Genomic DNA, 15,378 nt, shown 5'->3' with positions numbered 1-15,378 from the left:
ATTTTCAATTCTCAATTTTCAATTTTCAATTAACAAATAAAATATGGCCTTCAGAAAAGACAATAAAGTAAAGAGTTTTACTAAGATAGCGATTGGGTTGGCTTCGCCGGAAGAGATTCTGGAACGATCCAGTGGCGCTGTACTAAAACCGGAGACGATTAACTATCGTACATACAAGCCTGAACGTGACGGTTTGTTCTGCGAGCGTATTTTCGGACCGGTGAAGGATTACGAATGTCATTGCGGTAAGTACAAACGTATTCGTTATAAAGGGATCGTTTGTGACCGTTGTGGTGTCGAGGTGACGGAGAAGAAGGTAAGACGTGAGCGCATGGGGCACATTCAATTGGTGGTTCCGGTGGCTCATATCTGGTATTTCAAATCATTACCGAATAAAATCGGTTACTTGTTAGGTTTGCCTTCCAAGAAACTGGATACCGTGATCTATTACGAGAGATACGTGGTGGTGAATCCGGGTATCATGGGTGATACCGGTATCAAAACAATGGACTTTTTGACGGAGGAGGAATATCTGGATATTCTGGATAAGCTTCCGACGGATAATCAATATCTGGATGATGATGATCCGAATAAATTCATTGCTAAGATGGGTGCCGAGGCGATCTCCATGTTGTTGGAGCGTCTGGATTTGGATGATTTGTCCTATGATTTGAGAAATAAAGCGAATACGGAGACTTCTCAACAGAGAAAGAACGAAGCTTTGAAACGTTTGCAGGTTGTAGAGGCTTTCCGCGAGAGTAAAGAGATTAATAAACCGGAATGGATGATCGTGAAGGTGTTGTCTGTGATACCGCCTGAGTTGCGTCCGCTGGTTCCGTTGGACGGTGGTCGTTTTGCGACTTCCGATTTGAACGATTTGTACAGACGGGTAATCATCCGTAACAATCGTTTGAAGAGATTGATCGAGATCAAGGCTCCGGATGTGATCTTACGTAATGAAAAACGTATGTTGCAGGAGGCCGTGGATTCATTGTTCGATAACTCTCGTAAGTCTAACGCTGTAAAGATCGAGAATAACAGACCGTTGAAATCTTTGTCCGACAGTTTGAAAGGTAAACAAGGACGTTTCCGTCAGAATTTGTTGGGTAAGCGTGTTGACTATTCCGCACGTTCGGTAATTGTCGTTGGACCGGACTTGAAGATGCACGAATGCGGTCTTCCGAAAGATATGGCTGCCGAATTGTACATGCCGTTTATTATCCGTAAGTTGATCGAGCGCGGTATCGTGAAGACGGTGAAGAGTGCGAAAAAGATTGTGGATCGTCGTGACCCGATTGTTTGGGATATTCTGGAAAATGTGTTGAGAGGGCATCCGGTTTTGTTGAACCGTGCGCCGACTTTGCACCGCTTGGGTATTCAGGCTTTCCAGCCGAAATTGATCGAGGGTAAGGCTATCCGTTTGCATCCTTTGGCTTGTACCGGATTTAATGCCGACTTTGACGGTGACCAGATGGCTGTGCATTTGCCGTTAGGTAACGAGGCTGTTCTGGAAGCGCAGATTTTGATGTTGTGTTCGCATAACATCTTGAATCCGGCTAACGGTGCGCCTATCACGGTACCTTCTCAAGATATGGTACTCGGTTTGTACTATATCACGAAACCGAGAAAAGGCGTGAAGGGTGAAGGTTTGAAGTTCTATGCTCCCGAGGAAGTGATTATCGCTTTCAACGAGCGGGCTGTGGATTTGCATGCCGAGATTGAAGTGAAAATTGATGATGTAGATAATGAAGGGAATGCGATCAACCACATGATTAAGACTACTGTCGGTCGTGTGATATTGAATCAGTTTACCCCGAAGAATTATCCGTATATTAATACCTTGATCACGAAGAAAGCTTTGCGTGACATCATCGGTGACGTGTTCAAACGTTGCGGGGTGGATGTGACCGCCAAGTTCTTGGATGATATCAAAGACTTGGGGTACCGTAAGGCGTTCGAGGGTGGTTTGTCATTCAACTTGGGTGACGTTATCGTGCCGGAGAACAAGCAAGATTTGTTGCAGGAGGGATACGATCAAGTGGAAGAGGTGATGATGAACTATAACATGGGATTCATTACCAATAATGAAAGATATAACCAGATTATTGATATTTGGACACACGTGAACGCTAACTTGACTTCAACTTTGATGAAGCAGTTGGCATCTGACGACCAGGGATTCAATTCTATCTACATGATGTTGGATTCCGGAGCCCGTGGATCTCGCGAGCAGATTCGTCAGTTGGGTGGTATGCGTGGATTGATGGCGAAACCCCAAAAATCCGGAGCTACCGGTGGTCAGATTATCGAGAACCCGATTTTGGCGAACTTCAAGGAAGGGCTTTCGGTGTTGGAGTACTTCATTTCAACCCACGGTGCTCGTAAAGGTTTGGCGGATACGGCATTGAAGACGGCAGACGCCGGATACCTGACTCGTCGTCTGGTTGACGTGGCAAATGACATCACGATTACCGAGGAAGACTGCGGTACGTTGAGAGGGGTTACCATTTCGGCTATCAAGAATAACGAGGAGATCGTATCTTCTTTGTCCGAGAGAATATTGGGACGCGTGTCCGTGCATGATATTTATCACCCGAATACCGGTGAATTGATCGTGGCATCGGGTGACGAGATCACGGAAGTGATTGCCGATATTATTGAAAAATCACCGATCGAGCGAGTTGAAGTACGTTCTGTACTGACTTGTGAGGCGAAGAAAGGAGTTTGTGCTAAATGTTATGGACGTAACCTTGCTACCAGCCGTATGGTTGAGAAAGGTGAGGCTGTCGGAGTTATTGCGGCACAGTCTATTGGTGAGCCGGGTACCCAGTTGACATTGAGAACTTTCCACGTGGGAGGTACTGCCGGAAATATTTCCAGCGAGAACTCGTTGAAAGCGAAATATGACGGTTATGTCGAGTATGAGGAATTGCGTTCTGTCGAGCATGTGTTGGATAACGGAACGACTTGTGATGTTGTTGTCGGACGTTTGACGGAGTTGCGCATTCTGGATAAAAACACGAATATTATATTGATTTCTCACGCTATCCCTTATGGGGCTAAATTGTTCGTGAAGGATGGTGATGAAGTAAATAAAGGTGAGTTGCTTTGTGAATGGGACCCGTTCAATGCGTTGATCATTACTGAATTTGCCGGAACTGTCGGGTTGGAGAACTTGATTGAGGGTGAAACCTACAAGGAAGAATCTGACGAAACGACCGGATTTAGAGAGATGATTATCATCGAGTTCCGTGATAAGATGAAAGCTCCCGCTTTGCGTATCAATGATGCGGAAGGAAATATGATCAAGAGTTACAACTTGCCGGTAGGCGCTCACATCGTTGTAAAAGAAGGTGCAGAGGTAACGGCAGGTAGTACGATCGCGAAGATTCCGAGGGCTGTTGGTAAGGCAGGCGATATCACGGGAGGTCTTCCTCGTGTTACCGAGTTGTTTGAAGCTCGTAACCCGTCGAACCCCGCGGTTGTATCGGAAATTGACGGGGAGGTAACTTATGGTAAGATCAAGCGCGGTAACCGCGAGATCATCGTAACTTCTAAAGCCGGAGAGGTGAAGAAGTATCTGGTATCTCTGTCAAAACAGATATTGGTTCAGGAGAACGACTATGTACGTGCCGGAACCCCGTTGTCTGACGGTGCGATTACCCCGATCGATATTCTGAATATCGAGGGACCGATCAAAGTACAGGAATATATCGTGAACGAGGTACAGGATGTGTATCGTATGCAGGGTGTGAAGATTAACGATAAGCACTTCGAGATTATCGTACATCAAATGATGCGTAAGGTATTGATTCAAGATGCCGGAGACACGAGGTTCTTGGAAAACCAAATCGTTGACAAAGGTGAGTTCATGGAAGAAAACGATTCAATCTACGGTAAGAAAGTTGTACTGGATGCCGGAGATTCGGATCGGGTGAAACCGGGACAAATTATCACGGTACGTATGTTGAGAGATATTAACTCTCAATTGAAACGTCGTGACTTGAAGGTGATAGAGGCTAGGGATGCGGTGCCCGCAACTTCGGCACAGGTATTACAAGGTATTACCCGCGCTGCATTGCAGACGGCAAGCTTTATCTCTGCTGCTTCATTCCAAGAGACCACGAAGGTGTTGAACGAAGCTGCAATTTACGGTAAGGTCGATCCTCTGGAAGGATTGAAAGAGAACGTGATTTGCGGTCACTTGATACCAGTGGGAACAGGTATGAAAGAGTTTAGAGGTATGATCGTAGGCTCTAAGGCGGATCTCGAAAGGATGGAAAAATAACGATAAGATAGAGGCGCCGAAAGGCGCCTCTATTGTTTTATAACTATAACCGAACCATTATGGAAGAGAAAAAACAACAACTTGATATCGAATTAAGTCATGAGGTGGCACAAGGGACTTATGCTAATCTGGCTATAATTTCCCATTCCTCGTCGGAGTTTATCGTGGATTTTATTCGTATTATGCCGGGTGTGCCGAAGGCTGACGTGAAGAGTCGTATCATACTGACCCCGGAACATGCCAAACGTTTGATGTTGGCGTTACAAGATAACATCCGTAAATTTGAAATGAATTTCGGTAAAATTAACTTGCCCGAAGGTGGTGGTCCCGGAACTCCGATGTTCCCGTTGGATTTGGGAACGAAGGGACAGGCTTAGTAATTTACGATTTCAGATTTATGATTTTAGATTCCCACGTACTTATTCAATTTGTAATTTAGCAATCAAAAGCGCAGATTTGTGCGACTGGAATCATAAATCTGAAATCGTAAATCTAAAATTACTAAAGCCATTTTTTCCGTTTAAAATAGAGTAGCATGATGATGGTGATGAGAATCATGATACCCCATAGGATGAAGTAAGCGTAGCGGTGATTTAGTTCGGGCATGTATTGGAAGTTCATTCCGTAGATGCCGGCGATGAAAGTGAGCGGGATGAAGATGGCGGAGAAAATTGTCAATACTTTCATGACGTCGTTGATCCGGTTGCTAGTGTTGGTTTGGTAAAGATTGATCTGGTCGGATACCATGGAGTAGTAGATTTCGATAGCTTCCTGTGCTTGTAGAACCAAGTCGTCCAAGTCGTGCAGATAGGTGTACGTGCGTTCATTGATCAGGGGCGAATCACAGTTCGTGAAACGGGAGGTGACTTCTTTGAAAGGACGGACGTTTTTCCGGATGTAGGATAATTCCGTTTTGTAATGATAAAGACCTTCTATTGTTTTCACGTCGGATTCGAGAATTGTTTTTCCTCTTGACTCAATATCGGCACCCAGTATTTCCAAGTTGATGATATAGCTGTCTACAATTGTATCCAGCAGCGCATAGCAAAGATAGTCCGTGCCATAAGTGCGGATACGGGTTTTCCCGTCATAAAGGCGTTTCTTTACATCCTTGAAATAATCTGCGTCGGTTTCCTGTACCGTAATCAGGTAGTGTGAGCCGACGATGAAAGAGAGTTGTTCCATGTGCACGACATCATCTTCTTTGCCTAAATAGAAAGATTTGGCAATAATGTACAGGTGGTCGGATTCATCGCTGAACCGGGGACGCTGGTCTGTGTTTAAAATGTCTTCCAGAAAAAGGGAAGATATATCGAATGCTTTTCCTATTTCGGCAATCAGGCCTGTGTTCTGAAGACCGGATATGTTGATCCATGTCATGTGGTCGTTGGATACCATATTACTGATACCGTCGACTGTTTCCGGAAAGGATTCTTTGACTCCTTCCGGGGTGTATTGTATGACATGGATCGAATTTTTAGTCATTTTCTGTTTCCCGATAAAGATAAGGGAACCGGGAGCGGCTCCTTGTGATTTTGTCCGATCTTTCAGAAATCTAGCCATAATGCAATATAAATTAAAAGTTATTTTGGAATATCGGAAGTGTCCGAATCGGAGTTTTCTATTTTTAGTTTGATGGGATTGGAACTATCGCCCCACGTGAGAGTCCTGTACGGGAACGGAAATTCGACGTTTTTCGCGTCAAATACTTTTTTCAGACGCCTGCGATATTCTCTTCCGACAGCCCATTGTTGCATGGGTTTGGTTTTGAGGACAAGACGGATAACAACGGCACTGTCCGCGAAGTCATTGACGCCGCTGATGGATATCGGTTCAAGCATCAGTTCCTTGTAAACTGGGTCGTTATACATTTCATCACCGACTTGCTGCATGAGCATGACGGCATTGTCCGTGTCTTCTTTGTACGCTATACCGATTTGCAGGACGATGGCAGACCATTCTTTTGTCATGTTCGAGAGGGTATTAATTTTTCCGTTTTGGAAAATGTGTACTATGCCGGAACTGTCCCGTAGGGTAACGGTACGTAGTTCTATTTTCTCGACCAAACCTTCCGTGCCGTTGATAACAGCCCAGTCCCCGGTACGCAATTGATCTTCCAGCAGGATAAAGAAACCGGAAATAAAGTCCCGAACGAGTTCCTGTGCGCCGAAGCCGACAGCCAGACCGACAATACCGGCACTGGCAAGGATGGGGGCGATGTTGATATTGAATTTGCCGAGAAGAATCAAAAGGAAGATGACCCATAAGAAGATTCTTCCGATACCATATATAATACCCGTGAGTGTGTTTATCCGTTTTTCCGCTTCCATGTCGTCAATATCTGCGGCTTTGTGGGCTTTTGATACGGCAATTTTTTTCATTTTTTTGGTTGTGAAGCGTAATGCCCGGAGTAATGAAACGAAAAGGACGATTAATATCGCGATGGAGGGAAGTTGTATCACGCACCAAGTGATTAATTTGGTCAGCATTTCATTCCAGAAGTTTGCCGTGAATACAGCCGGAACCCGTGATGCGGCCTCTTTCGTGTTCCAGAAAACAATAACCCCGTCTATTTGTGTGCTGTCCGGAATGTTTTTCTCGATTACTTCATTGTTCGTGTTATCCCACCAAGAATCATCCAAGTTAGCTTTGTTAATTAGAAAGTTTGTGCTGACTTTCGGAACAGAAACAACGATCTCGCCCGAAGAGGGAAGGAAATGAATATTGTGATAGGCATCCCGGAGTTGTCCCAGCGTGGAGTTGAGCCCGATGCCCTCTGCCGTCTTGAAGACGGTATCCCGGATGATAATACGGTTGATGTATGAACTGGTATCTCCCGCGACTTCGGAGGTGGCGGTGAATAATAATTTCCCCTCCCGGTCATACACGTTGTAGTCGTCAAACTCTTGATTGAAGAATCCTTCTTTGTTTTTAATCAGTTTGATTTGTTTTTTAGGGTATAACGAGTATAACTTGTTGATATTCGTGCCTCTTTGAATAGGTCCCACGTGATTGGCGCTGATCGTGTACGGGTTTCGGTCGTCGGGATTTTCGATGAAATCGGAGAGTTTTGATTTCTTTCCGCAACTTGCGAGCCCCATAACCAAGCAGAGAAGAATCAAGTAATGTTTCATGGTAATATGTCTTAATATTTAATATGTTATTATACACGATATATTCGATAAAATTATACAAAACTTATTATCTATACAATTTTGGGTAGGTTTTTGTTCCATTTTGAAAGGGAAATTATTCATTAGAATTTTCAACCGTAACAAGAAAGTAACAAAAAAAGGCGGAAAAACGAGCCTTGTTTAGAACTGTTTTATTTTATTTGTGTTGAAAAACATGTTTTTCAACATGCTCAGGCTTGATTGTCAATGGTATATATCGAGAGAAAAAAATAATGATGCAAACTTGTTTAGATATTTGTATTGGCTACCTTTACGCATGTTTTACAACATAAAAATTGTGTGATTTTGTAATATACATTTTGTAATTTAATATTAAAGAACAAGTAACTAAGTCATGAGTGAAAAGACAGAAGTTATCGACAAAAAAAATATTGTAATCCGTTTTTCGGGGGATTCGGGAGACGGTATGCAATTGACGGGTTCGCAGTTCTCGGATGCTGCAGCTTTATTTGGAAACGGAGTATCAACGTTTCCGGATTATCCCGCGGAGATACGCGCACCGCAAGGAACTGTAGGTGGTGTTTCCGGTTTTCAGGTACATATTGGGGATAATCCGGTGAAAACCCCGGGTGATTTTGCTGATGTGCTTGTGGCGATGAATCCTGCCGCTCTGAAAGCTAATTTGCGTTGGGCTAAAAAGGGTGCAACGATTATCGTGAATTTGGATGCATTTAATGATAAGAACATCGAGAAAGCAGGGTATAAGGCAAATCCATTGGAAGATGTTGTCTTGCAGGATTATAATGTAGTCCCGGTAAAAGTGACAACTTTGACGGAAGAAGCTTTGAAAGACAGCGGTCTGGATCAAAAATCTATCGTTAAATGTAAGAATATGTTTGCTCTTGGTATGATATACTGGATGTTTGACCGTACGGTAGATCACACGAGAGATTTTATTAACCAAAAATTCGGTAAGAAACCGGAGATCGCGAAAGCTAACGTGAAAGTTTTGGAAAGCGGATTTAATTATGCTGCCAACGTACACGCTTTAGCTGTACACTTCAATGTGGCTCCCGCTCATATAGAAAAAGGTCGCTACCGTACGATTACCGGAAACAAGGCAACTGCGTGGGGATTCCTTGCAGCGGCTGAAAAGGCTAATTTACCTTTGTTCTGCGGTTCTTATCCTATTACTCCGGCAACGGATATTTTACAGGAATTAGCATTAAGACGCGATTTAGGAGTGAAAACCTATCAGGCAGAGGATGAGATTGCCGGAATTTGTACTTCTATCGGTGCAAGTTACGTGGGTAATCTGGCTATAACTACTACTTCCGGTCCCGGCCTTGCATTGAAGAGCGAAGCTGCCGGATTGGCTGTAATGGCTGAATTGCCTTTGGTTATTGTTGACGTTCAACGCGGTGGTCCTTCAACAGGTCTTCCCACGAAGACGGAGCAATCCGACTTGTTGCAGGCTCTTTACGGGCGTAACGGTGAAAGTCCTATGCCTGTTGTAGCAGCAAGTACCCCGGGTAACTGTTTTGATTACGCGTTCTGGGCAGCTAAAATAGCTGTTGAACATATGACTCCCGTTGTTCTGTTGACTGACGGTTATCTTGGAAACGGTGCGCAACCGTGGAAGATTCCGGCAATGAAAGATCTTCCGGTGATAACCCCGAGAGTGGCTAAAGAGGGAGATGATTACAAGCCTTACGCTCGTGATCCGGAAACTTTGGCTAGAATGTGGGCTTTGCCGGGAACGAAAGGTCTGGAACACCGCATCGGTGGTTTGGAAAAAGTAAATGTTACCGGAGAGATTAGTTATGTTCCTGAAAACCATCAGGTGATGACTGACTTGCGTGATGCGAAAGTGGCTAAGATTGCCGATTATATCCCGGAACAGGAAGTGTTCGGAAGCCAAGATGGTGGCGACGTGCTTGTTGTCGGATGGGGTGGTACTTACGGTCACTTGTATTCCGTGGTAAAGGAACTGAGAGAAGAGGGTGCGGATGTTAGTTTGGCTCACTTCAATTTTATTAATCCGCTTCCGAAGAACACGGGTGAAGTGCTTGCGAAATTCAAAAAGATTATTGTTTGCGAGTTGAACTTGGGACAATTTGCTCAATATTTGAGAGCTAAATTCCCGGCATATACTTATTATCAATATAACAAAGTAGCAGGATTACCTTTCACGGTAGTTGAGCTGAAAGAAAAAATAACCGAATTATTAGGAAAATAATCATGGCAGAACAATATACACCGAAAGATTTTAAGAGCAACCAAGAGATTCGTTGGTGTCCGGGTTGCGGTGACCATGGTATCATCAACTCTGTACAAAAGGCCATGGCTGAATTGGGGTACCCGAAAGAATCGTGGGCAGTTATTTCCGGAATCGGGTGTTCTTCTCGTTTCCCCTACTACATGAACACGTATGGTTTCCACACGATTCATGGGCGTGCTGCCGCGATAGCATCCGGGGCAAAGAGTGCTAACCCGAAATTGAATATCCTTCAGGTTTCCGGTGACGGAGATGCGTTGGCAATCGGGGGTAATCACTTTATTCACGCTATCCGTCGGAATATCGATATTACCACTTTAGTGTTCAATAACGAGATTTACGGTTTGACAAAAGGACAGTATTCTCCGACCACGAAATTGGGTACGAAGACTAAAACTTCTCCTTACGGTACGATTGAAACTCCGTTTAATCCCGGAGAATTGGTAATCGGTGCACAAGGAAAATTCTTTGCTCGTTCGTTGGATATGAATATTAATTTGACTGCCGAGGTGATCGAGGCCGGTGTGCGTCATAAAGGGACTGCAGTTGTGGAGATTCTTCAGAATTGTGTGATTTTTGCCGATGGTGCTCATGCCGCGATTACCGATAAAGAAATGAAAGAGGAACGTCAGTTGATTTTGAAACACGGTGAACCGATGGTTTTTGGAAAGAACAAAGATAAAGGTATCATGTTCGATATGAAAGCCGGAAAGTTGAAAGTTGTGGAGATAGGTAAAGATGGCATCACTCTTGACGATATCATGGTACATGACGCTCATAGTGTGAATCCCTCTATACATTGGATGCTGGTGCACATGAAAGCTCCGGAATATCCCGTGGCATTGGGAGTTATCCGTGATGTGGAAGGCATTACTTATAATGATGCACTGGAAGGACAGATTGAAGACGTGAAAGCAAAATCACCGATTCATTGTGTTGACGATTTATTGAACAGCGGTGACGTTTGGGAGGTAAAATAAATTGTTTGATAATAAAAAAATAGAGGCGTTTCATTGAAACGCCTCTATTTTTTTATTTCGAGTGGGGTATGGATGCGATACCCCATTGGGTATTGGGAATAGAATCCATTTTTAATTTTAAATGTCCGCCGTTCATGATTTCCTTACGATAGAACCAGCAGTCGTCCAACGGTTTGCCGTTTAACGTGGCGGATTGAACGTAATAGTTTGTCGGGGAGCAATTTTCCGTTTCAATGATAAATTCTTTTCCGGAATAATATTTCGGGTTAAGTTTGATTGTAATCTTGTTGAATTTGGGGCTACCGATTTGGTAGGACGGGGTGATGTTTGTTCCCCCTTGCACGTCGAACAGTCCCATGGCAGCCAGTACGTACCATGCTCCCAGTTGTCCTTGGTCTTCATCTTGCCCGTAGCCATAGCCGTGTTCGGGAGTGAGTCCGTAAAACTCGTCACAAATTAGACGGGTATATAGTTGAGTCAACCAAGGTTTGCCGGAATAATTGAATAACCAAGCATCGTGCAGGCAAGGTTGATTACCTTGGTTGTACAGTTTCTCGACACCCGAAAAACTGTCGATTTCTTTGCCGCCGCCGAAAAGAGTCTTGCGTGACTCGGCGAACGTGTTTTCCAATCTTTCGTTGAAGACATCTATTCCCATGAGGGAGATTAGATTTTTCACGTCATGCGGAACGTACCACGTGTATTGGGCGGCATTCCCTTCTTGGAATCCTTTCCAGCCTTTCATCGGGTCGAAATCTTTCATGAATGTGCCGTCCTCTTCCCGCGGGCGTATGTATTTTGTTTCGGGGTCAAAAAGGTTTTTGTAAGCATGCGAGTAATGTAGCAGCGTGTCATACTCGGCTGTTTTGCCCAAGGCCTTTGCCAATTGTGCTGCGGCATAGCAACTGAATGCGTATTCCAGCGTGTGGGATGCCCCGAAATTGCATACCCATTCGTTCGGGTACAGGTAATCTTTCAGGGGTATATAGCTCCTCTTGATAAAGTATTCGTTATCGTATTTCCCGTTACCCATGTCCCTGCCGATGTATTCCAATTCGTTTTTACGCACGGCGTCCCATGCCGTGTGGATATCGAAGTCCCGGATGCCTGCCTGATAAGCGGCACAAATCACTAGCCCTTGAAAGTTGGTTTGCACGCCATTCGTGTAGACTCCTGCGGCTTCGCCGTCATGTAACCAACCGGAATTTTTGTAGAAGTCGAGATTGGATTTCACGTAGCTGGAATAGATTTCCGGGTAGGCGAGAGTCCATATTTGCGTGAGGTTCCAGAAGCCGCCCCACATGCCGTCCGTGTTGTGGTGGGCGTATTGCGGTAGCCCGTGTTCATCCAAGGGAATTTGACCGACCGTTTTGTCATGTTGAATAAATTGCCCGTTTATGTCGTTGGCAATGCCTCTGCCGAGTAAAGCATGGTATAGTCCGGTGTAGAATTTGGTTTTGTCTTCATCGGTTCCACCCTCGACTTGTACGCGTCCCAGCATTTCGTTCCATGTTTCGCGAGCGCTGTTTCTCACGTTGTCGAATGTTTTGCCTTTTGACTCTATTTCCCGATTGTTGCGGGCGTTTTCAATGCTCGTGTAGGATAGTCCTACCTGCATTTGTATCTGTTCCTGCTCTTTTGTCTTGAAATTCAAGAATAATCCGCATCCGGGACCTTGCACGGCGTGAGAATTTTCGGTAATCTTGTCATTGATAAATGTACCGACGGATTCCGGTTGCTTATCCAGTTTGGCGGCAAAGTAGATTTTCACTTTTCCCTCCGGTTGACAGAAAATAGCGTAAACCGGATAGTTTTCCACCCAACCGGTCACCTCGTTGCTTTCGGGATGATAGGTTACTTCTGCGTCGGTCACGGTTGCGCTTTCGCCTTGTTTGTGTCCGATGTCGAATAATATTCTTGCTTCCGATGATTCGGGGAAAGTGTAGCGGTGAAAACCCGTGCGGGTTGTTGCCGTGAGTTCGGCTTTGATATTGTAATCGGTGAGATTCACGGAATAATACCCCGGTGTGGAGCATTCCGTGTTCTTGTCGATGCGGGAACGATAACCTTCATCCGGATTTTCAAGAGAACCGGGAAGTGTTTTCAATGTGCCCGTGGTTGGGATTGTCACGACTCCCCCGATTTGAAACTCGTGAAAATGGGCAAAGCCCTCGATTGAATGATGGCGGTCATCATATCCACAGGGAGTCCAACTTCCGTAACTTCCATAGGCGTTTGTCGTCGGGGCTAATTTTGCCATACCCATAGGGAGTGCCGCGGGTGTATAGAAGAACCAACGACAATGCACTGAACCGATTTGTGGGTCTACCCAATCAACGGGTTGCTTTTTTACGTTCGTGTCTTGACACGAGTAAAGTAGTGATATAAACAGAAATAGGCTAATGAGAGTTCTCATGGATACTTGCTATTTTAAAAGTTTTGATGATTTTGCCTACAAATTTATCTTTTTTTGATTTTCTCTTCATTAAAAAAGAATAAATTTGTAATGCAAAGAATTAAATTTTTTTCCTATGATGCATCTGAATATATTAAGTGTTACATTGCCTCTGACCAATCCGGTGTTGATATTCTCTGTAATTCTTTTTATTATTCTGTTTGCACCTCTCTTGTTACACCGGTTCCGGATTCCGGATATTGTCGGTTTGATCATAGCCGGGGCGGTGATAGGTCCTTACGGTTTGCACGTTATGGATCGGGATAGCAGTATCGTGTTGTTCGGGACGGTAGGATTATTGTATATCATGTTTGTTGCCGGTCTGGAAATAGACATGGCGGATTTCAAAAAGAATAGCAAGAGAAGTTTAATATTCGGTTTGTACACGTTTTTTATTCCGATGATTCTGGGAACGTTTGCGGGAGTCTATTTATTGGATTTTTCTTATCCGACTTCCATATTGTTGGCGAGTATGTTTGCTTCGCATACTTTGGTGACTTACCCGATTGTCAGTAAATACGGGATCACGAAAAACAGGGCGGTTAATGTTGCGATCGGGGGGACTGTTATTACTTGTCTGCTCGCTTTGCTCGTGTTGGCGGTGATTGTCGGAATGTCTACCGGGGAACTGACTCAAGGTTTTTGGATCAGACTGGGAGTTTCGACGGTATTGTTCGCGTTTATTGTCTTGTGGGTTTTTCCCGTCGTGGGACATTGGTATCTCAAGCGTTATGATGATCGGGTAGGGCAATTTATTTTTGTGCTGGGATTGGTTTTCTTGGCTTCTTTCTTGGCGGAAGCCGCCGGGTTGGAGGCAATTATCGGGGCATTCCTTGCGGGGTTGGCATTGAATCGTCTGATTCCGAATACTTCCGCTTTGATGAACCGGATCGAGTTCGTGGGAAACGCTCTTTTTATTCCGTTCTTTTTGATAGGAGTCGGGATGCTGGTTAATTTTCACGTGTTTTTTAATGATCTGACTTCGATATGGGTAGCAGTAGTTATGACGGTGGTAGCCACGGTTTCCAAGTTTATTCCGGCATGGTTGACTCAACGGAATTTTAAATTCACGAGTTCGGAGAGAACGTTGATTTTCGGGTTGAGTAACGCACAAGCCGCGGCAACTTTGGCAGCCGTGTTGGTCGGGTATAACGTGATATTAGGGACGACACCGAACGGGGAACCGATTCGTTTGCTGAACGAGAGCGTGTTGAACGGTACGATCGTGATGATTCTGGTGACTTGTATTGTCGCTTCCTTTGCCACGCAGAAAGGGGCGCAAGAGGTAGCCTTGGCGGAGTTTGCCGAGGAAGAGATGGAAAGTGACGAGGATGCGGAAGACCGGATATTGATCCCGTTGAGTAATATCGAGAACGTGGAAGAGTTGGTCAATCTTGCCGTAACCATAAAATCAAAGAAAGCGAAGTCGGTCATGACCGCTTTGAACGTGATTAAAGCGGACACGGGTGATTCGACGGCAGAAAAAAGAGCGAATCTGTTATTGGAAAAAGCCACGAAAGCGGCAGCCGCCACGGACAACCAGTTAGTGACTTCTTTGCGCTATGACGACGACGTGGTGAACGGTATCAAAAATGCCACGAAAGAACATAAGATCACGGATATCGTGTTGGGACTCCGTAAAGAGGGCGAGATATCGGATACTTTCTTAGGTAATCTGACAGACCGGGTTTTGTCGAAATGTGCGACGACTACTTTGGTGTACCGTCCGTCGCAACCCTTATCGACAATCAAACGATATATCGTGGTGGTTCCCCCTCGTGCCGAACGGGAAATCGGTTTCCCGTATTGGGTTATACGGATATGGAATATTGCTAAAAATTCGAGTAGTAAAATTATATTTTATGCTGATGCCTCGGTGTTGTCGGTCTTGCAGGAAGTGAATGCGAAACATGCTGTTGAAGTCGAATTTAATGAATTTGCCGATTGGGATGATTTCTTGATTATTTCCCGTGATGTAAAGGAGAACGATGCTTTGATGATCGTGATGAGCCGTCGGAATTACCCGTCTTACGTGAAAAACATGACGTTGGTGCCGACGTATCTGAACAAATATTTCAATAGGCATAGTTGTATTTTGATTTACCCGATGCAAATAGGTATAGGTGAACAGGAACTTGGAGCGCTAAAGAGTATACCGCATGCGGATTCACATGATAGTCTGGATGATTTGGCGGACGTGATGAGGAGTCTGTTTAAAAGGAATAAATAATTTTATGTGGTAG

Annotated in this window: 8 protein-coding genes; 5 read left to right on the top strand and 3 right to left on the bottom strand. The window is 44.6% G+C overall.

The genetic code is table 11. The features are described 5' to 3' along the window. The first annotated feature begins 43 nt into the window (after positions 1-43). Together rpoC and L0M98_RS12225 are read left to right on the top strand one after the other, a co-directional pair. The gene (gene rpoC / locus L0M98_RS12230; protein ID WP_227216155.1) at positions 44-4,288 is read left to right on the top strand and encodes a DNA-directed RNA polymerase subunit beta'; all 4,245 of its coding nucleotides are present in this window, start codon (positions 44-46) and stop codon (positions 4,286-4,288) included. Positions 4,289-4,347: 59 nt separating this feature from the next. After that, complete coding sequence (locus L0M98_RS12225; RefSeq protein WP_099290541.1) at positions 4,348-4,665, top strand: DUF3467 domain-containing protein; 318 nt, start codon at positions 4,348-4,350, stop codon at positions 4,663-4,665. Positions 4,666-4,789: 124 nt separating this feature from the next. On the opposite strand, the gene corA is transcribed toward L0M98_RS12225, so the two are convergent. Both corA and L0M98_RS12215 read right to left on the bottom strand, forming a co-directional pair. Further along, a complete protein-coding gene (gene corA / locus L0M98_RS12220; protein WP_186976727.1) occupies positions 4,790-5,851 on the bottom strand; it encodes a magnesium/cobalt transporter CorA in 1,062 nt (353 codons plus the stop codon). A 20-nt stretch (positions 5,852-5,871) separates the two neighbouring features. Then, positions 5,872-7,422 carry a mechanosensitive ion channel family protein gene (locus L0M98_RS12215; protein WP_227216153.1) on the bottom strand — a complete coding sequence of 517 codons (1,551 nt, stop codon included), beginning with the start codon at positions 7,420-7,422 and terminating at the stop codon, positions 5,872-5,874. Between the two features lie 394 nt (positions 7,423-7,816). Between L0M98_RS12215 and L0M98_RS12210 the strand changes: the two genes are divergently transcribed. Both L0M98_RS12210 and L0M98_RS12205 read left to right on the top strand, forming a co-directional pair. Then, positions 7,817-9,661 (top strand): 2-oxoacid:acceptor oxidoreductase subunit alpha, encoded by a 1,845-nt coding sequence (locus L0M98_RS12210; protein WP_186976725.1) that lies wholly within the window; start codon positions 7,817-7,819, stop codon positions 9,659-9,661. 2 nt (positions 9,662-9,663) lie between these two features. Then, positions 9,664-10,680: a 2-oxoacid:ferredoxin oxidoreductase subunit beta gene (locus tag L0M98_RS12205; protein ID WP_099290538.1), complete on the top strand. Its 1,017-nt coding sequence runs from the start codon at positions 9,664-9,666 to the stop codon at positions 10,678-10,680. 52 nt (positions 10,681-10,732) lie between these two features. Here L0M98_RS12205 and L0M98_RS12200 read toward each other — a convergent pair whose 3' ends face one another. Next, positions 10,733-13,096 (bottom strand): GH92 family glycosyl hydrolase, encoded by a 2,364-nt coding sequence (locus L0M98_RS12200; protein WP_227216151.1) that lies wholly within the window; start codon positions 13,094-13,096, stop codon positions 10,733-10,735. Between the two features lie 115 nt (positions 13,097-13,211). Here L0M98_RS12200 and L0M98_RS12195 point away from each other — a divergent pair, with 115 nt between their 5' ends. Next, positions 13,212-15,365 carry a cation:proton antiporter gene (locus L0M98_RS12195; protein WP_186976716.1) on the top strand — a complete coding sequence of 718 codons (2,154 nt, stop codon included), beginning with the start codon at positions 13,212-13,214 and terminating at the stop codon, positions 15,363-15,365. Positions 15,366-15,378 lie beyond the last annotated feature (13 nt).

Origin of the sequence: Butyricimonas sp. DFI.6.44 (genome assembly GCF_022132345.1) — a bacterium.
GTDB lineage: Bacteria > Bacteroidota > Bacteroidia > Bacteroidales > Marinifilaceae > Butyricimonas > Butyricimonas muris.
The sequence above is the reverse complement of the archived record's forward strand: the minus strand, read 5'-3'. Positions and strand labels throughout refer to the sequence as shown.

Coding starts and splice junctions, on each gene's coding strand:
- corA (WP_186976727.1), bottom strand. CDS start 5,851: ATGGCTAGATTTCTGAAAGATCGGACAAAATCACAAGGAGCCGCTCCC.
- L0M98_RS12200 (WP_227216151.1), bottom strand. CDS start 13,096: ATGAGAACTCTCATTAGCCTATTTCTGTTTATATCACTACTTTACTCG.
- L0M98_RS12215 (WP_227216153.1), bottom strand. CDS start 7,422: ATGAAACATTACTTGATTCTTCTCTGCTTGGTTATGGGGCTCGCAAGT.
- L0M98_RS12195 (WP_186976716.1), top strand. CDS start 13,212: ATGATGCATCTGAATATATTAAGTGTTACATTGCCTCTGACCAATCCG.
- L0M98_RS12210 (WP_186976725.1), top strand. CDS start 7,817: ATGAGTGAAAAGACAGAAGTTATCGACAAAAAAAATATTGTAATCCGT.
- L0M98_RS12205 (WP_099290538.1), top strand. CDS start 9,664: ATGGCAGAACAATATACACCGAAAGATTTTAAGAGCAACCAAGAGATT.
- L0M98_RS12225 (WP_099290541.1), top strand. CDS start 4,348: ATGGAAGAGAAAAAACAACAACTTGATATCGAATTAAGTCATGAGGTG.
- rpoC (WP_227216155.1), top strand. CDS start 44: ATGGCCTTCAGAAAAGACAATAAAGTAAAGAGTTTTACTAAGATAGCG.